The organism is Pseudomonas sp. P116 (genome assembly GCF_020149425.1).
Taxonomy (GTDB): Bacteria; Pseudomonadota; Gammaproteobacteria; order Pseudomonadales; family Pseudomonadaceae; genus Aquipseudomonas; species Aquipseudomonas anatoliensis.
Genome location: NZ_JACVHB010000009.1, coordinates 106721 through 132225 on the forward strand (window position 1 = coordinate 106721; position 25505 = coordinate 132225).

Below are 25505 nucleotides of genomic sequence, written 5' to 3' on the forward strand. Positions count from 1 at the left end.
CCATGAAATTGCCGATTTACCTTGATTACTCTGCGACCACCCCGGTCGATCCGCGCGTTGCGCAAAAAATGAGTGAATGCCTGCTGGTCGACGGAAACTTCGGTAACCCGGCGTCCCGTTCCCACGTGTTCGGCTGGAAAGCTGAAGAGTCCGTCGAAAACGCCCGTCGTCAGGTGGCCGATCTGGTCAACGCCGACCCGCGTGAAATCGTCTGGACCTCCGGCGCCACCGAGTCCGACAACCTGGCGATCAAAGGTGCGGCACATTTCTACGCCTCCAAGGGCAAGCACCTGATCACCACCAAGATTGAGCACAAGGCTGTCCTCGACACCATGCGCCAACTCGAGCGTGAAGGTTTCGAAGTGACCTACCTCGAGCCTCAGACTGATGGTCTGGTGACTCCGGCAATGATCGAAGCCGCACTGCGCGAAGACACCATTCTCGTGTCGGCGATGCATGTGAACAACGAAATCGGCACCATCAACGACATCGAAGCCATCGGCGAGATGCTTCGCGCCAAAGGCATCCTGTTCCACGTCGACGCCGCTCAGTCCACCGGCAAGGTCGACATCGACCTGTCGAAACTGAAAGTCGACATGATGTCGTTCTCCGCCCACAAGACCTACGGTCCTAAAGGCATCGGCGCGCTGTACGTGAGCCGCAAGCCTCGTGTGCGCATCGAAGCGACCATGCACGGCGGCGGTCACGAGCGCGGCATGCGTTCCGGTACCCTGGCGACCCACCAGATCGTCGGCATGGGCGAAGCGTTCCGTGTGGCCAAGGAAGACATGGCTGCCGAAAACGTGCGCATCAAAGCCTTGAGCGACCGTTTCTACAAGCAGGTCGAGCATCTGGAAGAGCTGTACGTCAACGGCAGCCTGACTGCCCGCGTTCCACACAACCTGAACCTGAGCTTCAACTACGTTGAGGGCGAGTCGCTGATCATGGCGCTCAAGGATCTGGCGGTTTCGTCGGGTTCGGCGTGCACCTCGGCATCGCTTGAGCCTTCGTACGTACTGCGCGCCCTGGGCCGCAACGACGAACTGGCACACAGCTCGATCCGCTTCACCTTCGGCCGCTTCACCACCGAAGAAGAAATCGACTACGCCGCGCAGAAAGTCTGCGAGGCCGTTACCAAGCTGCGCACTTTGTCGCCGCTGTGGGACATGTACAAAGACGGCGTCGATATCTCGAAAATCGAGTGGGCGGCACACTAAATATAGAAGCCGCCGGATACAGATCCTGTAGCGACGCGGCGACTGATGCAGCGCAGCTACAGGGTCTCAAGAGCGGCCCTGATGAGTGAGGATTAGAATCATGGCTTACAGCGAAAAGGTCATCGACCACTACGAAAACCCGCGTAACGTCGGCAAGATGAATGCCGAAGACCCGGATGTCGGTACTGGCATGGTCGGCGCACCAGCGTGCGGCGACGTAATGCGTTTGCAGATCAAGGTCAACGATCAGGGCATCATCGAAGATGCCAAGTTCAAGACCTACGGCTGCGGTTCGGCAATCGCTTCCAGCTCCCTCGCTACCGAGTGGATGAAGGGCAAGACCCTGGACGAAGCGGAAACCATCAAGAACACCCAGCTGGCCGAAGAACTGGCCCTGCCGCCAGTGAAAATTCACTGCTCGGTACTCGCTGAAGACGCTATCAAAGCGGCTGTTCGCGATTACAAGCAGAAGAAAGGCTTGATCTGACTTTCAGGATTTGGCGACGAGTAAGGAGTCACCGATGGCTATCAGCATGACAGAAGCGGCTGCTCGACACGTGCGGCGCTCCCTCGACGGGCGCGGCAAAGGTGAAGGGATTCGTCTGGGTGTTCGCACCACAGGTTGTTCCGGCCTTGCCTACGTGCTGGAGTTTGTCGACGAGGTGGTTGCAGAGGATCAGGTGTTCGAAAGTCACGGCGAGAAAGTGATTATCGACCCGAAAAGCCTGGCCTACCTGGACGGCACCGAGCTCGATTTCGTCAAGGAAGGGTTGAACGAAGGCTTCAAGTTCAACAATCCCAACGTACGCGGTGAGTGTGGCTGCGGCGAAAGCTTCAACATCTGAGGCTTGTCGTGGGTAGTCCTTGTCATTTCGCTTTATTCGAGCTGCAACCGAGCTTCCGTCTGGATCTCGAGCAGTTGGCCGCGCGCTACCGTGAGTTGGCGCGTGGTGTTCATCCTGACCGCTTTGCCGATGCTTCCGAGCGCGAGCAGCGGTTGGCGCTTGAGCAGTCTGCCGGCCTCAACGAGGCGTATCAGGTGCTCAAGAGCCCACCCCAGCGTGCGCGCTACCTGCTGAAGGTCAGTGGGCATGAAGTGCCGATGGAAGTCACCGTCCAGGATCCCGAGTTTCTTTTGCAGCAGATGCAATGGCGCGAAGAGCTCGAAGACCTTCAGGACAGTGCCGATCTCGACGGCGTCGCAGTTTTCAAGCGTCGCTTGAAAGTGGCCCAGGAAGAACTCAACGAAAGTTTTGCAGCTTGTTGGGATGATGCAGCACAACGTGATCAGGCCGAACGCCTGATGCGGCGCATGCAGTTCCTCGACAAGCTGACCTACGAAGTGCGCCAGTTAGAAGAGCGCCTCGACGATTAACCCAGTGCCGCTCCGGTCGCACGCCTGATATACAGATAAGTCCTGATCACGATGGCCCTACTGCAGATCGCCGAACCCGGCCAAAGTCCTCAACCGCACCAGCGCCGTCTGGCTGTGGGGATCGACTTGGGCACTACCAATTCGCTGGTCGCTGCGTTGCGCAGTGGTCTTTCCGAGCCGCTGGCCGACGCAAACGGGCAGGTCATCCTGCCGTCTGCCGTGCGTTACCACGCCGATCACGTCGAAGTCGGCGAGTCGGCCAAACTGGCTGCCGCCTCCGATCCTTTGAACACTGTGCTGTCGGTCAAGCGCTTGATGGGTCGTGGTCTGTCCGACGTCAAGCAATTGGGCGAGCAACTGCCATACCGTTTCGTCGGTGGCGAATCGCACATGCCGTTCATCGATACCGTGCAGGGCCCGAAAAGCCCGGTCGAAGTCTCCGCCGATATCCTCAAAGTGTTGCGCCAGCGTGCTGAAGCGACCTTGGGTGGCGAACTGGTTGGCGCGGTGATCACCGTTCCGGCGTATTTCGACGATGCTCAGCGCCAAGCCACCAAAGATGCGGCCAAACTGGCCGGTCTGAACGTGCTGCGTTTGCTCAATGAGCCGACCGCTGCCGCTGTGGCTTACGGTCTGGATCAGCACGCCGAGGGCCTCGTAGCTATTTACGATCTTGGTGGCGGCACTTTCGATATTTCGATTCTGCGTCTGACTGGCGGTGTGTTTGAAGTTCTGGCCACTGGCGGCGACAGCGCGCTGGGCGGCGATGATTTCGATCACGCGATTGCTGGCTGGATCATCGAGAGCGCGGGCCTGTCCGCCGATCTCGATCCGGGCGCACAACGTAATCTGCTGCAAACCGCTTGCGCGGCCAAAGAAGCCCTGACCGATGCGGCCAGTGTTGAAGTTGCCTACGGCGACTGGAAAGCACAGCTGACCCGCGAAGCCTTCGATGCGCTGATCGAACCGATGGTCGCGCGCAGCCTCAAAGCCTGCCGCCGCGCCGTTCGCGATTCCGGCATTGAGCTGGAAGATGTGCACGCCGTGGTCATGGTCGGTGGTTCGACTCGCGTCCCGCGTGTTCGCGAAGCGGTTGCCGAAGCCTTCGGTCGTGAGCCGTTGACTGAAATCGACCCGGATCAAGTGGTGGCCATCGGTGCCGCGATTCAGGCCGACACTCTGGCTGGCAACAAGCGCGATGGCGGCGAGCTGTTGCTGCTCGACGTGATTCCGCTGTCCCTGGGGCTGGAAACCATGGGCGGCCTGATGGAGAAGGTGATTCCGCGCAACACCACCATCCCCGTTGCCCGTGCTCAGGACTTCACCACTTATAAAGACGGCCAGACGGCCATGGCTGTTCACGTCTTGCAGGGCGAGCGTGAACTGATCAGCGACTGCCGCTCTCTGGCGCGTTTTGAATTGCGCGGCATTCCAGCGATGGTCGCCGGTGCAGCGAAGATTCGCGTGACCTTCCAGGTCGACGCTGACGGTCTGCTCAGCGTTTCCGCCCGCGAACTGGGTTCGGGCGTTGAGGCGAGCATTCAGGTCAAGCCGTCCTACGGTCTGACCGACGGCGAAATCGCCAAGATGCTCAAGGATTCGTTCCAGCACGCCAATGACGACAAGGTCGCTCGCGTTTTGCGTGAACAGCAAGTCGATGCCCAGCGTCTGATCGAAGCCGTGCAGGGTGCTCTTGAGGTGGATGGCGAGCGTTTGCTCGACGCCGAAGAGCGCATGGTCATCGACCTGCAATTGCAGGAACTGGCCGAACTGATGAAAGGTACCGATGGTTACGCCATCGAGCAGCAGACCAAGCGTCTGTCGCAAGTGACCGATGCTTTTGCTGCCCGCCGCATGGATTTGACGGTGAAAGCCGCTCTGTCGGGGCGCAATCTGAATGAAATCGAGGATATCTGATGCCGCAGGTCATTTTTCTGCCCCACGACAAGTTCTGCCCTGAGGGTATGGTGGTCGACGCTGCGCCCGGCACATCGATTCTTGAACTGGCCCACGAACACCACATCGAGATGGAAAGTGCTTGCGGCGGCGTCTGCGCTTGCACCACTTGTCACTGCATCATCCGTGAGGGTTTCGACTCGATGGAAGAGGCTGACGAGCTGGAAGAAGACTTCCTTGATCGTGCCTGGGGCCTGGAAGCGCAATCGCGTCTGGCCTGTCAGGCTATCGTGGGTGAAGAAGACATCACCGTCGAGATTCCGAAATATTCGCTTAACCATGCGGCCGAAGCGCCGCACTGACTGGTAAGACTGTCATGAGCTACGGTTGGAATGATGTTCAACGTATTGCAGAAGAGCTGGCCGAGGCCCATGCCGGTGTCGATCCATATTCTGTAGGTTTCGTACGTCTGCAGCAGATGATCCTGGATCTGCCTGAGTTTGATAGCACTTCTGGCCGAGTCGGTGAGAAGGTGCTGGAAGCGGTTCAGGAGCTTTGGGCCAAAGAATTGGACTGATCGTCTCGCAGGTTAGGCAATACCCAAGAACCCGCGTATAATTCGCGGGTTTAATTTTTCACAAATTACCGTTTCTGGAGTTACACCATGGCTGTTCAACGCACTTTCTCCATCATCAAGCCTGACGCTGTTGCAAAAAACGTCATCGGCGAAATCACCACTCGTTTCGAAAAAGCCGGCCTGCGCGTTGTAGCTTCGAAACTGAAGCAACTGTCCAAAGCTGAAGCTGAAGGCTTCTACGCTGAGCACAGCGCTCGTGGTTTCTTCGGCGACCTGGTTTCCTTCATGATCTCCGGTCCTGTTGTTGTTCAGGTTCTGGAAGGCGAAAACGCTATCGCTCTGAACCGTGAGCTGATGGGCGCTACCAACCCTAAAGAAGCTGCTGCCGGTACCATCCGCGCTGATTTCGCTGATTCCATCGACGCCAACGCTGTTCACGGTTCGGACTCCGAAGCCGCAGCTGCTCGTGAAATCTCGTACTTCTTCGCAGCTACTGAAGTAACCACTCGCTAAGCATTGGCTTAAGAGTGAAGGTGAATCCATGACTACATCGACTGTTAAAACCAACCTGCTGGGTCTGACCCAGCCGGAAATGGAAAAATTCTTCGACTCAATCGGGGAGAAGCGTTTCCGTGCCGGTCAGGTAATGAAATGGATTCACCACTTTGGCGTCGATGATTTCGACGCCATGACGAACGTCAGCAAGGCCTTGCGCGACAAGCTCAAGGTTATTGCCGAGGTCCGTGGTCCCGAAGTTGTCAGCGAGGACATCTCCACCGACGGCACCCGTAAGTGGGTGGTGCGCGTGGCGTCCGGCAGCTGTGTCGAGACCGTGTACATTCCCCAGGGCAAACGCGGTACGTTGTGCGTTTCGTCCCAGGCAGGCTGTGCCCTGGACTGCAGTTTCTGCTCCACCGGCAAGCAAGGCTTCAATAGCAACCTCACCGCCGCCGAAGTCATCGGTCAGGTGTGGATTGCCAACAAATCTTTCGGCAGCGTCCCGGCCACCGTCGACCGTGCCATCACCAACGTGGTGATGATGGGCATGGGTGAGCCGCTGCTGAACTTCGACAACGTCGTCGCCGCCATGCATCTGATGATGGATGACCTCGGCTACGGGATCTCCAAGCGCCGCGTGACCCTGTCCACGTCGGGTGTGGTGCCGATGATCGATGAGCTGTCCAAGCACATCGACGTATCCCTGGCGTTGTCCCTGCACGCACCGAATGACGCATTGCGTAACCAATTGGTGCCGATCAACAAGAAATATCCGCTTAAGATGCTGCTCGAGTCGTGCCAGCGCTACATGTCGTCCCTGGGCGAGAAGCGCGTGCTGACCATCGAGTACACCTTGCTCAAGGACATCAACGACAAAGTCGAACATGCCGTTGAGATGGTCGAGTTGCTGAAAGACATTCCATGCAAGATCAACCTGATTCCGTTCAACCCGTTCCCGCATTCCGGGTACGAGCGGCCTAGCAACAATGCTATCCGCCGGTTCCAGGATCAACTGCATCAGGCAGGCTTCAACGTCACTGTGCGCACCACTCGTGGTGAAGACATTGATGCGGCTTGCGGTCAATTGGTAGGACAGGTGCTGGATCGCACCCGTCGCAGCGAACGTTACATTGCCGTGCGGGAATTGAACGCCGACGGCGATCTGGCGCAGAACGCCGCGAATACAAACTAAGAGAGGATCTCTATGTCCCTGCGCTTTGCGCTGCTGTTGCTGTTGGCCAGCCTGAGTGCTGGCTGTGTCCTGTCGGGTGACTACAACCCGATGAAGACCAGCAAGGGCCGCGATGAAGCGCGAGCCGCTTATGTGCAGTTGGGGCTGGGGTATTTGCAGCAGGGCATGACCGAACGCGCCAAGGTGCCGCTGAAAAAGGCTTTGGACCTGGACAGCTCCGATCCGGACGCCAATGCTGCGCTCGGACTGGTGTTCCAGGCCGAAATGGAGCCTGCACTGGCTGACGAACACTTCCGCAAGGCCTTGTCTTCACGTCCCGCCGATGCCCGAACCCTCAACAACTACGGCAGTTTTCTCTACGAAGAACAGCGTTACAAGGAAGCCTACGAGCGTTTTGAACAGGCCGCCGCCGATACCCTGTATCCTGAGCGCTCGCGCGTGTTCGAGAATCTCGGCATGACGGCGGCGAAGCTCGGACAGCGTGATCTGGCGCAGCAGCAACTGGAAAAAGCCCTGCGCTTGAATCGTCAACAACCGCGCGCATTGCTGGAAATGGCTGAGTTGTCCTTCGAAGACAGGCATTATGTGCCCGCGCGTGACTATTACGACCGTTTCAGCCTGCTAACCGAACAAAATGCACGTAGTCTATTGCTCGGCGTTCGGCTGGCAAAAGTGTTTGAAGATCGCGACAAGGCCGCCAGTTATGGCCTGCAATTAAAACGACTCTATCCCGGTACGCCGGAATATCAGCAATACCTGTCGGAGCAATGATGAAAGCGGCGCATCCCGAAGTTGTAGCAGCGAATCGCGTTAACCCCGGTGAGACCTTGCGCCAGGCCCGCGAAAGCAATGGCTGGTCGCTGGCCGAAGTGGCCCTCAAGCTCAACCTCACCGTGACTTCCCTGAGCAATCTTGAAGCCGGCGCTTTCGACAAGCTGCCGGGGCACACCTTCGCTCGCGGCTATATTCGCGCCTATGCCAAGTTGCTCGGCATGGACCAGACCGCTCTGGTTCAGCAATTCGACCAGTCCACCGGCACCGATTCCCAGGGCAGCAACGTGCATGCGCTGGGACGTATCGAAGAGCCGGTGCGCGTTTCCCACACCATTTTGCGCATCGTCAGCCTGCTGTTGCTGATCGCGGTCATCGGCGGCGGTTTCGTCTGGTGGCAGGATCAGACTTCGCAGCGCACCAAAGACTTGACCAGCCTCGCCCCTGAGCACGTCGAAGTCGAAGGCGCCGATGGCACCACGCAGATTCACCCGATTGACGAGCCGGAAGACCAGGCCGTTGCCGAAGGTCAGGCCGAGGGCGCGACTGCCCTGGCACTGCCGCAATCGGAGACCACCGCCGAATCTACCGGCGCCGAGCCTGCCACTGCGGCAACGGCACCGGCACCGGCAGCACCGGCCGCTCCGGCTGCGGCGCTAATTGCACCGGCTCAAACCCCGGCACCGGTTGTCGCTGCCCCTGCCACGCCGGCACCGAACGTTCCGGCCACTCCTGCTCCGACCGTTACCGCTCCGGTGGTTCCTGCGACGCCAGCGCCAACCGCGCAAGCGTCCGCGCCAGTTGCGGGGCAGGGTCAGGTTTCGGTGCAGTTCGTTGCCGATTGCTGGACCCAGGTTACCGATGCCAGTGGCAAGACTCTGTTCAGTGGCCTGAAGCGTAAGGGCGACAGCCTGTCTGTTGCCGGCAAGCCTCCATTTGCCGTACGCCTGGGCTATGCCCGTGGCGCTCAGGTCAGCTACAACGGCCAAGCGGTCGATGTCGCTCCGTTCACCAGTGGCGAGACTGCTCGCCTGAAGTTGGGTCAATAAGTCATGCACGGCGAATCTCCAATCAAACGTCGCGTTTCGCGCAAGATCTGGGTCGGCAACGTACCGGTGGGCGGCGATGCGCCTATCGCTGTACAGAGCATGACCAACAGCGACACCAATGACGTAGCCGCCACCGTTGCACAAATCAATCGTCTGGAAGCCGCTGGCGTCGACATCGTTCGCGTTTCGGTGCCGGACATGGACGCCGCCGAGGCATTCGGCAAGATCAAGCAATTGGTCAAGGTGCCGCTGGTTGCCGACATTCACTTCGACTACAAGATTGCCTTGCGCGTAGCCGAACTGGGTGTGGACTGCCTGCGTATCAACCCGGGCAACATCGGTCGCGAAGATCGCGTGCGTGCAGTGGTTGATGCTGCGCGTGATCGCGGTATCCCGATCCGCATCGGCGTCAACGCCGGCTCGCTGGAAAAAGACCTGCAAAAGAAATACGGCGAGCCGACCCCGGCGGCGCTGGTCGAGTCCGCTCTGCGTCACGTTGAACACCTCGAACGCCTGAATTTTCAGGACTTCAAGGTCAGCGTGAAGGCTTCCGACGTGTTCATGGCCGTCGAAGCCTACCGCTTGCTGGCGAAAGAAATCGTCCAGCCGCTGCACCTTGGCATCACCGAAGCCGGTGGATTGCGTTCGGGCACAGTGAAATCCGCCGTGGGCCTAGGTATGCTGCTCGCCGAAGGGATTGGCGATACTATTCGCATCTCGCTGGCGGCCGATCCGGTCGAGGAAGTGAAGGTCGGTTACGACATTCTCAAGTCTTTGCATTTGCGTTCCCGTGGCATCAACTTCATCGCCTGCCCGAGCTGCTCGCGGCAGAACTTCGATGTGGTCAAGACCATGAACGAGCTGGAAGGGCGCCTTGAAGACCTGCTGGTGCCGCTGGATGTCGCGGTGATCGGTTGTGTGGTCAACGGCCCCGGCGAAGCCAAGGAAGCCCATATCGGCTTGACCGGCGGCACGCCAAACCTGATTTACATCGACGGCAAGCCGGCGCAGAAACTGACGAATGACAATCTGGTGGATCATCTGGAAAAGCTGATCCGCCAGAAAGCGGCCGAAAAGGTCGAAGCTGACGCAGCGGTTATCGCGCGCGGCTGAGCCTACAGAGCCGAACGAATTTAAGGATTTAAAGTGAGCAAGTCATTGCAAGCCATTCGTGGCATGAACGACATCCTGCCCGAACAGACCCCGCTGTGGCGTTATTTCGAGGGCACTGTTGCGCGTCTGCTGGATAACTACGGTTACAAGCAGATCCGCATGCCGATCGTCGAGTTCACCGAGCTGTTCAAACGCTCGATCGGTGAAGTGACCGACATCGTCGAAAAAGAGATGTACACCTTCGAAGACCGCAACGGCGACTCCCTGACCCTGCGTCCGGAAGGCACCGCGGCGTGTGTGCGTGCAGTGCTTGAGCACGGCATCACTGGCGGTGGTCAGGTGCAGAAACTCTGGTACATCGGCCCGATGTTCCGCCACGAGCGTCCGCAGAAAGGCCGTTATCGCCAGTTCCACCAGATCGGTCTGGAGGTGTTCAACCTCGACGGTCCGGACATCGACGCCGAGCTGATCACCATGACCTGGCGCCTGTGGGGCGAGCTGGGCATCCGTGATGCGGTCAAGCTCGAACTCAACAGCCTCGGCACCAGCGAGTCCCGTGGTCGCTACCGTGAAGCGCTGGTCGAGTATCTCTCGGCGCATCACGACAAGCTCGACGAAGACAGCCAGCGTCGCCTGAAAACCAACCCGCTGCGCGTGCTCGACACCAAAAATGCCGACACCCAGGCCGTGCTGGTTGATGCGCCGAAGATGGCCGACTACCTGGACGACGAGTCCCGTGCACACTTTGAAGGCTTGAAGGCCCGTCTGGATGCCGTCGGCATTCCGTACGTGCTCAATCCGAAACTGGTACGCGGCCTCGATTACTACAGCAAAACCGTTTTCGAATGGGTCACCGACAAGCTCGGCGCCCAGGGTACTGTTTGCGCGGGCGGTCGTTATGACGGTCTGGTCGAGCAAATGGGTGGCAAGCCGACCACCGGCGTTGGTTTCGCCATGGGCATTGAACGTCTGGTGCTGATGCTCGAGACCCTCGAGCAGATCCCGGAAGAAATTTCCCGCCAGGTCGACGTCTACCTCTGCGCCTTCGGTGAAGAAGCCGAGCTGGCCGGTCTGGCTCTGGCCGAGCGTGTACGTGATCAGCTTCCAAACCTGCGTCTGCAAGTCAATGCCGGCGCTGGCAGCTTCAAAAGCCAGTTCAAGAAGGCCGACAAGAGCGGTGCGCTGTACGCACTGATCCTCGGTGACGACGAAATGGCCCAGCAAGTGGTAGGTTTCAAACCCCTGCGTGGCCAGGGCGAACAACAAAGCATTGCCTGGGATGCGCTTGCCGCTCACCTGGCCACCTGCGTCGTGCAGGGTTGAAGCTGTCTTAACAGCCGAATTAGCGATTAAGGAGTATTGGGGTGTCGAGTACCGAAGACGAACAGTTGGCGGATTTGAAAGACTGGTGGACACGCAACGGCAAACCTCTGGTCACCGGCGGCCTGTTGGCGCTGGTCATCGTGTTCGGCTGGCAGGCTTATCACAAATATCAGGGCAACCAGTCGCAAGGCGCCTCGGTGCTCTATCAGCAACTGCTGGAAACCACGCTGACGCCTGACGGCAAGCCTGATGCTGCCCGCGTTGCGGATCTGGCCGGCAAGCTCAAGAGCGAATTCGGCGGCACTGCCTATGCGCAGTACGGCAGCCTGTTCGTGGCCAAAGTTGCAGTCGACAGCGGCAAGCTGGACGACGCCGCGACCGAGCTCAAAACCATCGTCGACAAACCGGCCAATCCGGCGCTGGGCGAAATCGCCCGTCAGCGTCTGGCGCAGGTGCTGGGCGCGCAGGACAAAGCGGATGACGCTCTGAAACTGCTCGACGGCGACGCCGACAAAGCGTTCCTGGCCACTCGCGAAGAACTCAAGGGCGACCTGCTGGTGAAGCTGGGCCGTACCGACGACGCGAACAAGGCGTATCAAAAAGCCAAGGCGGCACTGTCGGATGAAGCGGCGGTCGGTGGCCTTCAAATCAAGCTCGACGACCTGGCCAAAGGGGATGCGTGACGTGATCCGTTGGAAGCATGCAGCATTGCTGGCTCTGGCCATTTTGGCCGCGGGTTGCAGCAGCAACAGCAAAAAAGAATTGCCACCGGCCGAGCTGACCGACTTCAAAGAAGAAGTCGTGCTGCAAAAGCAGTGGAGTCGTTCGATCGGTGACGGTCAGGGCGAAACCTACAACATGCTGGTACCGGCGATCGACGGCGACACCATCTACGCGGCCGATGTGACCGGCGTGGTAATGGCCATGGATCGCAGCAACGGCGACGTGAAGTGGGATCAGGATCTTGAACTGCCTGTCTCCGGCGCCGTTGGCGTAGGTTACGGTCTGGTTCTGATTGGTACGCTGCGTGGCGAAGTCGTCGCTCTGGACACCATCAACGGTGAAGAGAAGTGGCGTGCTCGCGTCAACAGTGAAGTCCTCGCGCCGCCGGCCAACAACGGCGACGTGGTAGTGGTGCAGACTCAGGACGATCGTTTGATCGGTCTGGATGCTTCCACCGGTACTCAGCGCTGGGTGTATGACAGCACTCCTGCCGTGCTGACCCTGCGTGGCACCAGCGCACCGCTCGTGACCAACCGCCTCGCGGTGGCTGGTCTGTCGACCGGTAAAGTAGTCGCCCTGGATATTTCCAATGGCGTGCCGGTGTGGGAACAACGCATCGCCATTCCACAGGGTCGTTCGGAACTGGAGCGCGTGGTCGATATCGACGGCGGTCTGCTGCTGTCCGGCGGCACGCTGTACGTTGCCAGCTATCAGGGTCGCGTTGCGGCACTGGATCTGGAAAGCGGTCGTCAACTGTGGCAGCGCGATGCGTCGAGCTACGCCGGTATTGCTCAAGGTTTCGGCAGCGTTTACGTGAGCCTGTCTTCGGGCACCGTTGAAGGCGTCGACGAGCGTTCTACCACGGCTTTGTGGAGCAACGATTCGCTGGCTCGCCGCCAACTGTCGGCTCCGGAAGTGTTTTCCAGCTATGTTGCAGTAGGTGACCTGGAAGGTTATCTGCACCTGCTGAGTCAGGTTGACGGTCGTTTCGTCGGCCGTGAGCGCATCGACAGCGACGGCCTGCGTGCCCGTCCGCTGGTGGTGGGTGACACGATTTATGTGTATGGCAACAGCGGCAAACTGGAAGCCCTGACCATCAAGTAACAACTATGCTTGGGGATAACACCCCAGGCAGCTTCACTTGCGGGAGTGAACCTGTTCACCCCCGCAGTGTTGCCCCGAGCACCAGCCGCTGCCTCGCAGCGGCTTTTGTATTTTCTGAAATAACGAAGTGGAGAGCCGCATGGTTCCCGTAATCGCCCTGGTGGGCCGACCGAACGTCGGCAAGTCCACCTTGTTCAACCGCCTGACCAGGACTCGCGACGCCATCGTCGGCGACTTGTCCGGTCTGACCCGTGATCGCCAGTACGGTGAGGCCAAGTGGCAAGGGCGTTCCTACATTCTGGTCGACACCGGTGGTATCTCCGGTGACGAGCACGGTATGGACGAAAAAATGGCCGAGCAGTCGCTGCTGGCCATTGAAGAAGCAGATGTTGTGTTGTTCCTGGTAGATGCCAAGGCCGGTTTCACCGCCGCCGACCAGATGATCGCCGAACACCTGCGCAAACGTAACAAGTGTTCCTACGTGGTTGCCAACAAGGTCGACAACATCGACCCGGAAATGGCCCGCGCTGAATTTGCTCCGTTGGGCATGGGCCACGCGATTCCTATCGCCGGTGCTCACGGTCGCGGCATCACCCAGATGCTGGAAATCGCCCTGGGTGAATTCCCGAGAGACGAAGAAGAGCCGGAAGACGGCGAAGAAGAAGTCGTTGCCGAAGGCGAGGAAGCCAAGCGCATTCCTGGCCCGAGCGAAAAAGACGGCATCAAGATCGCCATCATTGGTCGTCCGAACGTTGGCAAGTCGACTCTGGTTAACCGCATGCTCGGTGAAGACCGGGTAATCGTTTATGACCAGCCCGGCACCACCCGCGACAGTATCTACATCCCGTTCGAGCGGAATGAAGAGAAGTACACGCTGATCGACACCGCTGGTGTGCGCAAGCGCGGCAAGATTCACGAAGAAGTCGAAAAATTCTCCGTGGTCAAAACGCTGCAGGCGATCAAAGACGCCAACGTCGTGATCTTCGTGATGGACGCCCGCGAAGGTGTGGTCGATCACGACCTCAACCTGCTGGGCTTCGCCATTGAGTCGGGTCGTGCGCTGGTGATCGCGATCAACAAGTGGGACGGCATGACGCCGAGCGAGCGCGACTTCGTGAAAGTCGAACTTCAGCGTCGCCTGTTCTTCGTTGACTATGCCGATATCCACTTCATCTCGGCACTGCACGGCACTGGCGTGGGCAACCTCTACGCTTCCGTACAGAACTCGTTCAAGTCGGCGGTCACCCGCTGGCCGACCAACCGTCTGACCCAGATTCTGGAAGACGCGGTTGGCGAGCACGCGCCACCGATGGTCAACAACCGCCGGATCAAGCTGCGTTACGCCCACTTGGGTGGTGCGAACCCGCCGATCATCGTGATCCACGGTAACCAGATCGAGAAAGTGCCGAAGTCGTACGTGCGCTATCTGGAGAACACTTACCGCCGTGTGCTGAAGCTGGTCGGTACGCCGATCCGCATCGAGTTCAAGGGCGGCGAGAACCCGTACGAAGGCAACAAAAACACGCTGACCGACCGCCAGGTCAACAGGAAGCGTCGGATGATGTCGCACAGCAAGAAAGCCGACAAGAAACGCCGCGACAAGAAGTGATCCGAGGCCCTGCACAATTTTGTGTGGGGCTTTTGTGGTGAGGGGATTTATCCCCGATGGGCTGCGCAGCAGCCCCAAAACCTGCGCCCGCGGTGTATCAGTCAAACCGCATTCAACAGATTTGCGACTGCTTCGCAGCCGATCGGGGATAAATCCCCTCGCCACAGGTATCGCGGTGTTTTACAAAGAAGAGGGTGCCATCTGGCGCCCTTTTTTTATGGGCGTCGGATGGGCTATCCTCGGGCTCTCCCGCGCCGTCGTCAGAGCCGGGTGTTGAGCAGGGAAACCCCGATGATCACCAGTAAGCTGCCGAATGTCGGCATCACGATTTTCACGCAGATGTCTCAGCTCGCAGCGCAGACCGGCGCCATCAACCTGTCCCAGGGTTTTCCTGATTTCGACGGCCCGCAGTCCCTGCGTGATGCAGTCGGTCGGCATATTGCCGGTGGCCATAACCAGTATTCGCCAATGACCGGCCTGCCTGCACTGCGTGAGCAGATCGCGGCGAAGATCGCCCGCAGCTATGGCGTGAAGGTGGATTCCGAAAATGAAGTGACCGTGACGCCTGGCGCCACCCAGGCGATCTTCTGTGCGATTCAGGCCGTTATCCACAGCGGCGACGAAGTCATCGTGTTTGACCCGTGCTATGACAGCTACGACCCCGCAACGCAATTGGCTGGTGGTCGCTGCGTGCATGTGCAACTGAGCCCTGACGATTTCTCCATCGATTTTGACAAGCTTGCCGCAGCCATAAGCCCACGCACGCGAATGATCGTCCTCAACACCCCACACAACCCGAGCGGAGCGCTGATCAGCCGAGCGGAACTGGATCAATTGGCGGCGCTGATCCGCGATCGCGACATCTATCTGATCAGCGATGAAGTCTACGAACACCTGGTGTTTGACGGCGTGCCGCATGTCAGCGTGCTGGCTCATGAAGAGCTGTATCAGCGCGCCTTCGTCATCAGCTCGTTCGGCAAGACGTACCACGTTACTGGCTGGAAAACCGGTTACGTCGTCGCGCCGCCAGCCCTGACGGCTGAACTGCGTAAAGTGCACCAGTACGTCAGTTTCTGTGGCGTCACGCCGCTGCAATACGCCTTGGCCGATTACATGGCCGAGCACCCGGAGCATGTCGAAGAGCTGCCAGCGTTCTATCAGGCCAAGCGCGATCTGTTCTGTGATTTGCTGGCACCGTCGCGATTCACCTTTAATCGGGTTGCCGGCACCTATTTCCAACTGGTCGATTACTCGCAAATCCGCCCTGACCTCAACGACGTCGAGATGGCCCTGTGGATGACCCGCGAACACGGCGTGGCGAGTATTCCGATCTCGGTGTTCTATCAGAGCCCACCTGAAGGCCAGCGCCTCGTGCGGCTGTGCTTTGCCAAACGCGAGGAGACGTTGCGCGAAGCAGCGGCAAAACTATGCGTGATTTGAGTGCATTACCCGATCTCAACCTGGCGCTGATCCAGACCAGCCTCGCGTGGCACGACCGCCAGGCCAACTTCGAGCATTTCGAGGTGTTGCTGGAGCAGGCGCGCGGGGCGGATCTGATCATCCTGCCGGAGATGTTCACCACTGGCTTCTCCATGGAGTCGGAAACCCTCGCCGAAGCTGAGAATGGTCCGACCAGCAAGTGGCTGCGGCTTCAGGCTGCAAAGCTCAATGCGGTGGTCACCGGCAGCGTGATCATCCAGGCGGCTGACGGCAGCCATCGCAATCGCTTGTTGTGGGCACGGCCGGACGGTGAAGTGCTGCATTACGACAAGCGTCACCTGTTTCGCATGGCCGGCGAACACAATCACTACACGCCGGGTGAGCGGCAGGTGCAGTTCGAACTCAAGGGTTGGCGAATTCGTCCGCTGATTTGCTACGACTTGCGCTTCCCTGTGTGGAGTCGCGACGCGCAGGACACCGATCTGCTGCTGTACACCGCGAACTGGCCGGGTGCGCGGCGGCTGCACTGGAATCGGTTGTTGCCGGCGCGCGCCATCGAAAACCTCTGTTACGTGGCAGCGGTGAATCGCGTTGGCACCGACGGTAAAGGCTTTGCCTACACCGGCGACAGCCAAGTGCTGGATTTTCAGGGCGAGTCTTTGCTGGCGGTAGGGGAGGCGGACGGGGTGTTCAAGGCTGTGCTGGAAGCGGCGCCACTGGCGGCATATCGCGAGCGATTTCCGGCGAATCTGGATGCCGACACCTTCGAATTCACCTGAAAAAGAAAAAGATCGCAGCCTTCGGCAGCTCCTACATCGGGACGGTGTACATCCTGTAGGAGCTGCCGAAGGCTGCGATCTTTTGATCTTCAACAAAAAGGCCCCGAAGTTCACACTCCGGGGCCTTTTGCATGTCAGCGAAGGCTTAAGCCGCTTTCGCTTCCGGCTGGCTCAACGAGCGATTCAGCGCGCTGAACAGTGCCTTGAAGCTGGCAGTGGTGATGTTTTCATCGATACCCACGCCGTGCACCGCTCGTTCGCCGTTCACGCGCAGCTCGATGTAAGCCGCTGCCTTGGCGTTGGTGCCCGCGCCAATCGCGTGTTCGTTGTAGTCCATGATCTCCACCGGAATCGGCAAGCCGGCCACCAGTGCTTCCAGCGCACCGTTGCCCTTGCCGCGCCAGTGCAGGTTGGTTTCGCCCTGACCCTTGCTCGCGACTTCAACTTCGACGGCGCTGTTGCCGTTTTCTTCTTGCAGGCGATGGCTGACCAGTGCGTAAGGAGTGTTGGCTTGCAGGTATTCGCTGATCAACAGCGAGTGAATCTGCTTGGCTGTCATCTCCAGGCCCAGGCGATCGGTTTCACGCTGCACGACCTGGCTGAACTCGATCTGCATGCGACGCGGCAGGCTGATGCCGTATTCCTGCTCCAGCAAGTAGGCGATGCCGCCCTTGCCCGATTGGCTGTTGACGCGAATCACCGCCTCATAGCTGCGGCCAATGTCGGCCGGGTCGATCGGCAAGTACGGCACTTCCCACAGGGCATCCGGTTTCTGCTGGGAGAAGCCTTTGCGGATCGCGTCCTGGTGAGAGCCGGAGAAAGCGGTGTGGACCAGATCGCCAACGTACGGGTGACGTGGGTGAACCTGAATCTGGTTGCACTCTTCAACGACTTTGCGCACGCCGTCGATGTCGGAGAAATCCAGCTGAGGGTCCAGGCCTTGGGTGTACATGTTCAGTGCGACGGTAACGAGGTCGACGTTGCCGGTACGCTCGCCGTTGCCGAACAGGCAGCCTTCGACGCGGTCGGCGCCAGCCATCAGGCCCAGCTCGGTGGCGGCCACGCCGGTGCCACGGTCGTTGTGGGTGTGCAGGCTGATGATCACGCTGTCACGACGGTTGATGTTGCGACCGAACCATTCGATCTGGTCGGCATAGATGTTCGGTGTTGCGCACTCAACAGTGGCCGGCAAATTGAGGATCATCTTGTGCTCAGGCGACGGGTTCCACACCTCGATCACTGCATCACAGACTTCCTTGGCGAATTCCAGCTCGGTGGCGCTGAAGGTTTCCGGCGAGTATTCGAAAGTCCACTCGGTGTCCGGCTGCATGGCGGCGTATTTGACGAACAGCTTGGCCGCGTTCACCGCGATGGCCTTGATGCCGTCCTTGTCCTGGTTGAAGACGATGCGACGGAAAGAAGGCGAAGTGGCGTTGTACAAATGGACGATGGCTTTCTTCGCACCGCGCAGGGATTCGAATGTGCGCTCGATCAGGTCTTCACGGCCCTGGGTCAGCACCTGAATGGTGGTGTCGTCCGGGATGTGGCCTTCTTCGATCAGGGTACGCACGAAGTCGAAGTCGGTTTGCGAAGCGGCCGGGAACGACGCTTCGATTTCCTTCACGCCGACCTGCACCAGGGTCTTCCAGAAGCGCAGCTTTTTCGCCGCATCCATCGGTTCGATCAGCGACTGGTTGCCGTCACGCAGGTCGGAACTGCACCAGATCGGCGCGGTGTCGATGGTTTTCGACGGCCAGGTACGATCCGGCAAGTTGATGACGGGGAAAGCGCGGTATTTCGAGGACGGATCTTTGAGCATGCTCATCGGGAATTCCTTATTGTCTGGGCCGAAAAGAGGCGGCCTGCCGGTACAACGAATATGTTGGGAAAAGCGTGGGACGAGGCGCCGCGATTCAGCCTGGCAGTCGTGCGCTGACGAGGCACAGGCTGCGGTGCTGGCGAAGCTGAATAAGGGTGTGAGAGGTTTTCATGCCTTCAACCCTAACCGCGAGGGGAGAGGTTGGCAAGCAGTCGAAAAAAATTGAGAGGAATACTCGAAAAGACGGCTTTTGCGCGATTTTATTGCTTGTAAGTTGCCGGATCGTTTTGATGTTTGCGCGAGGTTTGGTTGGGGCGCAATTGAGGGTGATGTGTTATTCCAGAATATTTCGGTGACAGTGAGTCCGTCATCGCGGGCAAGCCACGCTCCCACAGAGATTGGTGGTGTACACAACATTCATGTTCACCTCGAACCCTGTGGGAGCGGGCTTGCCCGCGATGAGGCCGGTAGCCTCACCACATAACTCAGGGCTGAAACGCACCAATAAAAATCGCCGGATCCACCCGCGCATCATTCAGGCTGATGTTCCAGTGCATATGCGGCCCGGTCGCCCTGCCAGTAGAACCGACCTTGCCCACAACTGCCCCACGAGCCAGCTGATCGCCAACCTTCACATCGATTTTCGACATATGGCAGAACATGCTGATAAAGCCCTGGCCATGATCGACAAACACCGTATTGCCGTTGAAAAAGTAATTACCGGTCAGGATCACTTTGCCCCCCGCCGGGGTCTTGATCGGCGTGCCGGCCGGGACTGCGAAGTCGAGGCCAGCATGAGGATTGCGTTCTTCACCGTTGAAGAATCGGCGCACGCCGAACTTGCTCGACAGCGGCCCGTTGACCGGTTTATCCAGCAGCAGATTGCTTGGTGTGTTCGGACTGAAGCTGCGGTAAGCCTTGATCTGCTCGGCCAGTTCGCCCTCGATGCGCTTGAGGTTGGCCGGGTTTGGATTGACCTGCTGAGTGTTCTTCAGGGTGATGCGCTGTTCGGGGTATTTCTTGTTACCAACGGTGAACGGCAGAGTACGTCCGCCGCTACTGATCTGCTGCGCGCCAGGCTTGACCGTCAACGGCACACCGACAATCGCCAGCCAGTTGTTCTGTTCTTTCACTACCAATACGGGTTTGCCCTGGTACGTGGCTTTCGGCGCCTGAGCGCCAGCGCCCAGATCAACCACTGCCACACCGCCGGGAACCGGTTTGTTCAGCAGCCGGGTGATGTAACTGTCGGCGTGGGCATTGAAGGTCAGGCACAGCAAAAACAATGGAGCCAGAAAACGCGGCATGGATCAGTCCAGTAAAGAAAGGGTGACGGGCGTCAGGTGATTGTCCTCGACGCGCACTTGCAGTTCGCCTTCGCCGAGTTTGGCTTTCAGGCGCTGGCCGGTGTGGGTCTGCGCGGCATTGCGAATCGCGTTGCCGCGTTCGTCGAGCAAAATGCTGTAACCACGGCCGAGGGTCGCCAGCGGGCTGACCACATGCAGCGTCTGCATCTGACTTTGCAATTGCAGTCGACGGTTTTTCAGACCTTCGCGCATGGCCCGGGGCAGCCGTTCGGCGAGGCTGTCCAGGCGCTGGCGCAACATCGCCAGTTGGCGTCCCGGATGTTGTCCGGCGAGGCGGGTTTCCAGACGAATCAGACGTTCGCGGCGGGTATTGAGCTGGCGCTCGAAAGCCCGGCGCATGCGCATATCCAGATCATCCAGGCGCTGAGCCTGCTGGCGCAGACGTTCGCCGGGATGACGCAAACGACGAGCCATGCCTTCCAGGCGCAAGCGATCGCGCATCAAGCGGTCACGCATACGCATCACCAAACGACGATGCAGGCTTTCGACCTGACGGATCAGATGACTGGAGTCGGGGGCGAGCAACTCGGCGGCAGCGGAAGGTGTTGGTGCGCGCACGTCGGCGACAAAGTCGCTGATCGACACATCGGTTTCATGGCCGACGGCGCTGACGATTGGCGTCACACAGGCATCGACCGCACGCGCCACGGCTTCTTCGTTGAAGCACCAGAGGTCTTCGAGCGAGCCGCCACCACGGGCAAGGATCAGCGCATCGAAGCCGCGCGCGTCCGCCAGTTTCAAGGCGCGGACGATTTGCGCGGTGGCTTCGCGGCCCTGTACGGCGGTGGGGATCAAGGTCAACTGCACCTGCGGCGCACGGCGGCGGAACACGCTGATGATGTCGCGGATCACCGCACCGGTTGGCGAGCTGATGATGCCGATGCGCTGCGGATGCGCCGGCAGCGGCACTTTGCGTTCGGCACTGAACAGGCCTTCGGCGCTGAGCTTTTCCTTCAGCGCGTCGAAGGCCAGGCGCAAGGCACCGTCACCGGCCGGTTCCACGGTGTCGAGTATCAATTGATAGTCGCCACGGCCCTCGAACAGCGAGACCTTGCCGCGCACCTTCACCGCCAAACCATCCTTCAGCGCCTGACGCACTCGAGCAGCGTTCTGCCGGAACAGTGCGCAGCGCACCTGAGCGCCGCTGTCCTTGAGGGTGAAATAGATGTGGCCGGACGCCGGACGGGCGAGGTTGGAGATTTCGCCCTCGACCCAGATGTTGCTGAACACGTCTTCAAGCAACACCCGCGCGCGGCCGTTGAGCTGGCTGACGGTCAGGACTTCACGGTCCAGGCCAAGTCTTGCAAAGGGATCTTTAATCATGGGGCGCAGTTTAAAGGCATTCCCCCAATCAATGCACGATCCCTGTAGGAGCTGGCGAAGGCTGCGATCTTTTGATTTTAAAAGCAGGATCAAAAGATCGCAGCCTTCGGCAGCTCCTACAGGGATTTGAGTAAGTCGGGATTAGGGGAGGGTTTGGGGATTTGTGAATGTCTGGATGAACTGGTGAATCAGCGGTGTGGGATTCTGGCGGTAGGCGAGGGCGACGGTGCTTTGGCAATCGGGATCGGCCAGCGGCAAAAATCGTACACCGGTGGGGGCGATGTCCTGCATCGACTCGGGCAGCAGGGCGATACCGAATCCTGCCTGAATCAACTGCAACTGCGTGGTTTTGCGCGACATCACCCGTGCAGGTTGTGGGAAGAAACCCTGGCGCATGCACAGATCGGCGCATAAATAGCTCAGACCGCCGCGTTGCGGATGCGGGATCGAAATGAACGCTTCGTCCTTTAGTTGTGCCAGTTCCACAACATTGCAGGCTGCCAATCGATGATCTGCCGGCACGGCCAGTAACAATTTTTCAGTAAACAGCGGCACCACCTGAATGCCTTCACGCTGACGCAGAACCGGCAGGCGTAACAGACCAATATCGAGCCTTCCCTCAGCGAGCTCTTCAAGCTGCGCCTCGGAGGACAGCTTGCCAATGTCCAGCGAAACGCCGGGTTGCTGCTCGAGGTACGCACTGATGTCGCGCAGCAGTCGTCCACTGATTGGCACAGTGCTGGAATGACTTAAACGCAACGTGCCGAGTTGACCCTTGCCGACTTCGGTGGCCATGGCGCTGGCCTTGTTCAGTTCGGTGAGCAGATTGCGCGCTCGCGGCAAAAACGCTTCGCCCGCAGCGGTGAGGCGCGGCTGCCGTGCGGTGCGTTCGAACAGTGGGGTTTGCAGGCGAATTTCCATGTCCTTGATCTGCCGGCTCAGGGCTGATTGCGCGACAAACAAACGTTCAGCCGCCGCGCTGAAGCTGCCGCATTCGGCGATTTCTACGAAGTAACGCAGTTGACGGGTGGAAAGCACGAGTCATGCCTTTTCGAGATGAGTGGTGGGCTTTGAAGATATTAGTCGCAACACACCGCAATGGCTAAAGTCATCACAGGCTTAAAAAGGAAGCAGGTCGATGAGCGTGGCTGGATTGTTGAGTGAGTGGTCGTGGGGGCTGCAAGGCTGGTTGGTCATTGGGCTGAGTATTGCGCTGGCCTATATCGTGTTTGGCATTGCCGGATTCGGGACGGCACTGGTGGCGGGGCCGATTCTGATTCTGTTCATGCCGCTGTCGAAGATCGTGTCGTTGCTGGTGTTGCTGGATTTCGTCGCCGCGTTCGGCAATCTGCTGCCGTCGCGCCGGGATGTGGCCAAAACCGAGTTGCTGCGGCTGCTGCCGTGCATGGCGGTGGGCTGTACGCTGGGGGTGATATTTCTGCTCAACCTCAAATCGGATCTGTTGTTGCTGTTGATGGGGCTGTTTATCACGGCCTATGCCGTTTACAGCTTGTGGGTCAGGACGCAGCCCACGCAGTTGTCCGCCGCGTGGGCGCTGCCGATGGGCACGGTGGGTGGATTGTTCGGGGCGCTGTTTGGCAGTGGCGGCTTTCTATATGCGATCTATCTCAATAGTCGTCTGCCGAAAGAGGCCGCGCGGGCGACGCAAAGTGCACTCATCAGTTGCAGCACGGTGGTGCGTTTGTGCCTGTTCGCCATCGCAGGCGTGTATGCCGAGCTACCCTTGTTGATGCTGGCGCTGTGTTTCTTGCCGGCCATGGCATTGGGATTGTGGGCCGGTCGGCGGTTGACGATGCGTTTGTCCCGCGAGGCGTTTGTGCGATTGGTGATGTGGCTGGTGCTGGCGAGCGGGATTGCGTTGATCGTGCGCTACTTCAGCACTTGACCGGATTTCGTCAGGGATTAAGCTGCCGGCCGCACTGACGCCATCGCGGGCAAGCCCGCTCCCACAGTAATTTGAGTCGATCACAATGTTTGTATTCGCCTCAGACCCTGTGGGAGCGGGCTTGCCCGCGATGACGGCAGAGTGAGCACCGCAGAACTTCCATTTGACGTCGCAGGCTGCACCCATGAATTCGCAAAGCATCATCGTCCCTAAAATCTCCACCCTGCCGGTGCACGAGCCCCGGGCGCGGGCGATTGTGCGCTGGCTGGTGCGCAAGAATATCGTCAAGGAAGAGCTGAGTACCTGCGGGCGCACCGGCAACCGCATGGCCTACGCGATCGCTGATGGCGCCCGCGCGGTGGTGCTGCACCCCGAGGCGCTGCCATTCGGCGAGCCGGTCAATGGCCTGGAAATCGTCACCAAGCGTTGCATCTTTACCCCGGCCAAGGGCTTCCTCGAAGAAGCCGGTTGCGCCGAATGTCGCCGGGAAATCGGCGAGGCGCTGTTCGAAAGCCTCGAAGAATGGATGCCGGCACGCACCGACAACTTCACCTGCCCCGAATGCGGGCACGAAGACGACATCAACGGCTTTCTGTTCTTGCAGGAATGCGCGTTCTCCAATCTTGGCTTCATCTTCAACAACTGGCTGGAAGCGGGCTTCAAACAGAGCTTTATCGACGAATTTGCCGATTGGCTCGATCAACCTGTGAGCTGGGTAAAAGTCGAACTCTGAGGCGCACCTGCGCCCATGTAGGAGCTGCCGAAGGCTGCGATCTTTTGATCTTTCTATTTAACGATCAAGATCAAAAGATCGCAGCCTTCGGCAACTCCTACAAAGAGCAGGGTTTTCCGTATATCAATTAGGCTGAGTTTTACATTGAACAGCAGGGGGTGTCTGACTATAATGGCGCGCTTCCATTTTCCCGCTCGGGAGCCCCCGCGATGCTGCGTATCAGCCAAGAAGCTCTGACCTTCGACGACATTCTTTTAGTGCCTGGTTATTCCGAGGTGCTACCTAACGAAGTCAGTCTCAAGACCCGTCTTACCCGTGGCATCGAACTGAACATTCCTCTGGTTTCTGCCGCCATGGACACCGTTACTGAAGCCCGTCTGGCAATTGCCATGGCTCAGGAAGGTGGCATCGGCATTATCCACAAGAACATGACCATCGAGCAGCAAGCTGCCGAAGTGCGCAAGGTCAAGAAGTTCGAAGCCGGTGTGGTCAAGGATCCGATTACCATCGAGGCTGACGCCACGGTACGTGATCTGTTCGAACTGACCCGCATGCACAATATTTCCGGCGTTCCGGTGCTGCACGATGGCGACCTGGTCGGCATCGTCACCTCCCGCGACGTGCGTTTCGAAAGCCGTCTGGAAGCGACTGTCCGTGAAGTGATGACGCCCAAAGAGCGTCTGGTCACGATCAAGGAAGGCGCCAGCAAGGACGAAGCACGCGAACTGCTGCACAAGCACCGCATCGAGCGCGTGCTGATCGTCGACGACAAATTCGCCCTCAAAGGCATGATGACCGTCAACGACATCGAAAAAGCCAAAGCCTACCCGCTGGCCAGCAAGGACGACCAAGGTCGTCTGCGCGTGGGTGCTGCGGTTGGTACCGGTAAAGACACCGGTGACCGCGTCGCGGCTCTGGTCAATGCCGGTGTGGACGTGGTGGTGGTCGACACCGCTCACGGTCACTCCAAAGGCGTGATCGACCGCGTTCGCTGGGTCAAACAGAATTTCCCTGACGTGCAGGTGATCGGCGGCAACATCGCCACCGGCGCTGCCGCCAAGGCCCTGGCCGAAGCTGGCGCCGATGCGGTCAAGGTCGGTATCGGCCCTGGCTCGATCTGCACCACCCGCATCGTCGCCGGTGTCGGCGTTCCGCAAATCAGTGCCATCGCCAACGTCGCCGCTGCCCTTGAAGGCACAGGCGTGCCGTTGATCGCCGACGGCGGCATCCGTTTCTCCGGTGACCTGTCCAAGGCCATCGTTGCCGGTGCTTCCTGCGTGATGATGGGCTCGATGTTCGCCGGTACTGAAGAAGCACCGGGCGAGATCGAACTGTTCCAGGGCCGTTCGTACAAGGCTTATCGCGGCATGGGTTCGCTGGGCGCCATGTCCCAGGCTCAAGGTTCTTCCGACCGTTACTTCCAGGACTCCTCGGCAGGCGCCGAGAAACTCGTTCCGGAAGGCATCGAAGGCCGTGTGCCGTACAAAGGCACCCTGAGCGCGATCATTCACCAGTTGATGGGCGGTCTGCGTTCCTCGATGGGTTACACCGGCAGCGCCGACATCGAAGAAATGCGCACCAAGCCTGAGTTCGTGCGGATCACCGGCGCCGGCATGGCCGAATCCCACGTCCACGACGTGCAGATCACCAAAGAAGCGCCAAACTACCGCGTAGGTTGAGCCTTCAAGCAA

Annotated in this window: 25 protein-coding genes; 21 read left to right on the plus strand and 4 right to left on the minus strand. The window is 59.1% G+C overall.

Going from position 1 to position 25505, the window contains the following annotated elements:
- The first annotated feature begins 2 nt into the window (after positions 1–2).
- From ICA15_RS25670 to ICA15_RS25755, 18 genes are all read left to right on the plus strand, one after another.
- The gene (locus tag ICA15_RS25670; protein WP_150604301.1) at positions 3–1217 is read left to right on the plus strand and encodes an IscS subfamily cysteine desulfurase; all 1215 of its coding nucleotides are present in this window, start codon (positions 3–5) and stop codon (positions 1215–1217) included.
- Positions 1218–1317: 100 nt separating this feature from the next.
- Positions 1318–1704 carry a Fe-S cluster assembly scaffold IscU gene (iscU, locus tag ICA15_RS25675; RefSeq protein ID WP_042560931.1) on the plus strand — a complete coding sequence of 129 codons (387 nt, stop codon included), beginning with the start codon at positions 1318–1320 and terminating at the stop codon, positions 1702–1704.
- Between the two features lie 34 nt (positions 1705–1738).
- Positions 1739–2062 carry an iron-sulfur cluster assembly protein IscA gene (gene iscA, locus ICA15_RS25680; RefSeq protein ID WP_003227904.1) on the plus strand — a complete coding sequence of 108 codons (324 nt, stop codon included), beginning with the start codon at positions 1739–1741 and terminating at the stop codon, positions 2060–2062.
- Between the two features lie 8 nt (positions 2063–2070).
- Entirely contained in the window at positions 2071–2592 is a 522-nt protein-coding gene (hscB, locus tag ICA15_RS25685; protein WP_210554980.1) for a co-chaperone HscB, read from the plus strand.
- Between the two features lie 51 nt (positions 2593–2643).
- Entirely contained in the window at positions 2644–4509 is a 1866-nt protein-coding gene (gene hscA / locus ICA15_RS25690; protein ID WP_210554981.1) for a Fe-S protein assembly chaperone HscA, read from the plus strand.
- The gene (gene fdx, locus ICA15_RS25695) at positions 4509–4850 is read left to right on the plus strand and encodes an ISC system 2Fe-2S type ferredoxin (protein ID WP_150592713.1); all 342 of its coding nucleotides are present in this window, start codon (positions 4509–4511) and stop codon (positions 4848–4850) included. The genes hscA and fdx overlap by 1 nt, the downstream gene beginning before the upstream one ends.
- Before the next feature lie 14 nt (positions 4851–4864).
- A complete protein-coding gene (gene iscX / locus ICA15_RS25700) occupies positions 4865–5065 on the plus strand; it encodes a Fe-S cluster assembly protein IscX (RefSeq protein WP_150604298.1) in 201 nt (66 codons plus the stop codon).
- Positions 5066–5152: 87 nt separating this feature from the next.
- Entirely contained in the window at positions 5153–5578 is a 426-nt protein-coding gene (ndk, locus tag ICA15_RS25705) for a nucleoside-diphosphate kinase (protein ID WP_042560926.1), read from the plus strand.
- A 28-nt stretch (positions 5579–5606) separates the two neighbouring features.
- Positions 5607–6755: a 23S rRNA (adenine(2503)-C(2))-methyltransferase RlmN gene (gene rlmN, locus ICA15_RS25710; protein WP_042560925.1), complete on the plus strand. Its 1149-nt coding sequence runs from the start codon at positions 5607–5609 to the stop codon at positions 6753–6755.
- A 12-nt stretch (positions 6756–6767) separates the two neighbouring features.
- On the plus strand, positions 6768–7526 hold the full coding sequence (gene pilW / locus ICA15_RS25715) for a type IV pilus biogenesis/stability protein PilW (protein ID WP_150604297.1): 759 nt from the start codon (positions 6768–6770) through the stop codon (positions 7524–7526).
- Positions 7526–8575: a helix-turn-helix domain-containing protein gene (locus tag ICA15_RS25720; RefSeq protein ID WP_210554982.1), complete on the plus strand. Its 1050-nt coding sequence runs from the start codon at positions 7526–7528 to the stop codon at positions 8573–8575. Before pilW ends, ICA15_RS25720 begins: the two co-directional genes overlap by 1 nt.
- Positions 8576–8578: 3 nt before the next feature.
- A complete protein-coding gene (ispG, locus tag ICA15_RS25725) occupies positions 8579–9688 on the plus strand; it encodes a flavodoxin-dependent (E)-4-hydroxy-3-methylbut-2-enyl-diphosphate synthase (RefSeq protein WP_150592716.1) in 1110 nt (369 codons plus the stop codon).
- Positions 9689–9721: 33 nt separating this feature from the next.
- Entirely contained in the window at positions 9722–11011 is a 1290-nt protein-coding gene (gene hisS / locus ICA15_RS25730; RefSeq protein ID WP_016984369.1) for a histidine--tRNA ligase, read from the plus strand.
- A gap of 41 nt (positions 11012–11052) precedes the next feature.
- Entirely contained in the window at positions 11053–11694 is a 642-nt protein-coding gene (locus ICA15_RS25735) for a YfgM family protein (protein ID WP_150601800.1), read from the plus strand.
- Positions 11687–12838, plus strand: a complete 1152-nt coding sequence (gene bamB, locus ICA15_RS25740; protein WP_042560919.1) for an outer membrane protein assembly factor BamB — start codon at positions 11687–11689, stop codon at positions 12836–12838. Before ICA15_RS25735 ends, bamB begins: the two co-directional genes overlap by 8 nt.
- 139 nt (positions 12839–12977) lie before the next feature.
- A complete protein-coding gene (gene der / locus ICA15_RS25745) occupies positions 12978–14447 on the plus strand; it encodes a ribosome biogenesis GTPase Der (RefSeq protein ID WP_042560918.1) in 1470 nt (489 codons plus the stop codon).
- 291 nt (positions 14448–14738) lie between these two features.
- Positions 14739–15887, plus strand: a complete 1149-nt coding sequence (locus tag ICA15_RS25750; RefSeq protein ID WP_210554983.1) for a pyridoxal phosphate-dependent aminotransferase — start codon at positions 14739–14741, stop codon at positions 15885–15887.
- Positions 15875–16666, plus strand: a complete 792-nt coding sequence (locus ICA15_RS25755; protein WP_210554984.1) for an amidohydrolase — start codon at positions 15875–15877, stop codon at positions 16664–16666. Before ICA15_RS25750 ends, ICA15_RS25755 begins: the two co-directional genes overlap by 13 nt.
- A gap of 145 nt (positions 16667–16811) precedes the next feature.
- On the opposite strand, the gene leuA is transcribed toward ICA15_RS25755, so the two are convergent.
- From leuA to ICA15_RS25775, 4 genes are all read right to left on the minus strand, one after another.
- Positions 16812–18491 carry a 2-isopropylmalate synthase gene (gene leuA, locus ICA15_RS25760; protein WP_150601797.1) on the minus strand — a complete coding sequence of 560 codons (1680 nt, stop codon included), beginning with the start codon at positions 18489–18491 and terminating at the stop codon, positions 16812–16814.
- A gap of 479 nt (positions 18492–18970) precedes the next feature.
- Positions 18971–19792, minus strand: coding sequence for a M23 family metallopeptidase (locus tag ICA15_RS25765; RefSeq protein ID WP_150601796.1), 822 nt, complete (start codon positions 19790–19792; stop codon positions 18971–18973).
- 3 nt (positions 19793–19795) lie between these two features.
- Entirely contained in the window at positions 19796–21175 is a 1380-nt protein-coding gene (xseA, locus tag ICA15_RS25770; RefSeq protein WP_047302997.1) for an exodeoxyribonuclease VII large subunit, read from the minus strand.
- A gap of 141 nt (positions 21176–21316) precedes the next feature.
- Positions 21317–22213, minus strand: a complete 897-nt coding sequence (locus ICA15_RS25775) for a LysR family transcriptional regulator (protein ID WP_210554985.1) — start codon at positions 22211–22213, stop codon at positions 21317–21319.
- Positions 22214–22313: 100 nt separating this feature from the next.
- Between ICA15_RS25775 and ICA15_RS25780 the strand changes: the two genes are divergently transcribed.
- From ICA15_RS25780 to guaB, 3 genes are all read left to right on the plus strand, one after another.
- Positions 22314–23081 (plus strand): sulfite exporter TauE/SafE family protein, encoded by a 768-nt coding sequence (locus ICA15_RS25780; RefSeq protein ID WP_210554986.1) that lies wholly within the window; start codon positions 22314–22316, stop codon positions 23079–23081.
- 184 nt (positions 23082–23265) lie between these two features.
- Positions 23266–23814 carry a sugar ABC transporter ATPase gene (locus ICA15_RS25785; protein WP_150601793.1) on the plus strand — a complete coding sequence of 183 codons (549 nt, stop codon included), beginning with the start codon at positions 23266–23268 and terminating at the stop codon, positions 23812–23814.
- 209 nt (positions 23815–24023) lie between these two features.
- The gene (gene guaB, locus ICA15_RS25790) at positions 24024–25493 is read left to right on the plus strand and encodes an IMP dehydrogenase (RefSeq protein WP_115147749.1); all 1470 of its coding nucleotides are present in this window, start codon (positions 24024–24026) and stop codon (positions 25491–25493) included.
- The last annotated feature ends 12 nt before the right edge of the window (positions 25494–25505 follow it).

Bases quoted from the DNA above. Each gene is read 5' to 3' on its own strand.
- bamB (WP_042560919.1), top strand. From the start codon at position 11,687: ATGCGTGACGTGATCCGTTGGAAGCATGCAGCATTGCTGGCTCTGGCC.
- pilW (WP_150604297.1), top strand. From the start codon at position 6,768: ATGTCCCTGCGCTTTGCGCTGCTGTTGCTGTTGGCCAGCCTGAGTGCT.
- ICA15_RS25765 (WP_150601796.1), bottom strand. From the start codon at position 19,792: ATGCCGCGTTTTCTGGCTCCATTGTTTTTGCTGTGCCTGACCTTCAAT.
- hscA (WP_210554981.1), top strand. From the start codon at position 2,644: ATGGCCCTACTGCAGATCGCCGAACCCGGCCAAAGTCCTCAACCGCAC.
- der (WP_042560918.1), top strand. From the start codon at position 12,978: ATGGTTCCCGTAATCGCCCTGGTGGGCCGACCGAACGTCGGCAAGTCC.
- iscA (WP_003227904.1), top strand. From the start codon at position 1,739: ATGGCTATCAGCATGACAGAAGCGGCTGCTCGACACGTGCGGCGCTCC.
- ICA15_RS25670 (WP_150604301.1), top strand. From the start codon at position 3: ATGAAATTGCCGATTTACCTTGATTACTCTGCGACCACCCCGGTCGAT.
- guaB (WP_115147749.1), top strand. From the start codon at position 24,024: ATGCTGCGTATCAGCCAAGAAGCTCTGACCTTCGACGACATTCTTTTA.
- ICA15_RS25755 (WP_210554984.1), top strand. From the start codon at position 15,875: ATGCGTGATTTGAGTGCATTACCCGATCTCAACCTGGCGCTGATCCAG.
- leuA (WP_150601797.1), bottom strand. From the start codon at position 18,491: ATGAGCATGCTCAAAGATCCGTCCTCGAAATACCGCGCTTTCCCCGTC.
- rlmN (WP_042560925.1), top strand. From the start codon at position 5,607: ATGACTACATCGACTGTTAAAACCAACCTGCTGGGTCTGACCCAGCCG.
- ICA15_RS25780 (WP_210554986.1), top strand. From the start codon at position 22,314: ATGAGCGTGGCTGGATTGTTGAGTGAGTGGTCGTGGGGGCTGCAAGGC.
- xseA (WP_047302997.1), bottom strand. From the start codon at position 21,175: ATGATTAAAGATCCCTTTGCAAGACTTGGCCTGGACCGTGAAGTCCTG.
- fdx (WP_150592713.1), top strand. From the start codon at position 4,509: ATGCCGCAGGTCATTTTTCTGCCCCACGACAAGTTCTGCCCTGAGGGT.
- ICA15_RS25720 (WP_210554982.1), top strand. From the start codon at position 7,526: ATGAAAGCGGCGCATCCCGAAGTTGTAGCAGCGAATCGCGTTAACCCC.
- iscU (WP_042560931.1), top strand. From the start codon at position 1,318: ATGGCTTACAGCGAAAAGGTCATCGACCACTACGAAAACCCGCGTAAC.
- iscX (WP_150604298.1), top strand. From the start codon at position 4,865: ATGAGCTACGGTTGGAATGATGTTCAACGTATTGCAGAAGAGCTGGCC.
- ICA15_RS25785 (WP_150601793.1), top strand. From the start codon at position 23,266: ATGAATTCGCAAAGCATCATCGTCCCTAAAATCTCCACCCTGCCGGTG.
- ndk (WP_042560926.1), top strand. From the start codon at position 5,153: ATGGCTGTTCAACGCACTTTCTCCATCATCAAGCCTGACGCTGTTGCA.
- ICA15_RS25750 (WP_210554983.1), top strand. From the start codon at position 14,739: ATGATCACCAGTAAGCTGCCGAATGTCGGCATCACGATTTTCACGCAG.
- ispG (WP_150592716.1), top strand. From the start codon at position 8,579: ATGCACGGCGAATCTCCAATCAAACGTCGCGTTTCGCGCAAGATCTGG.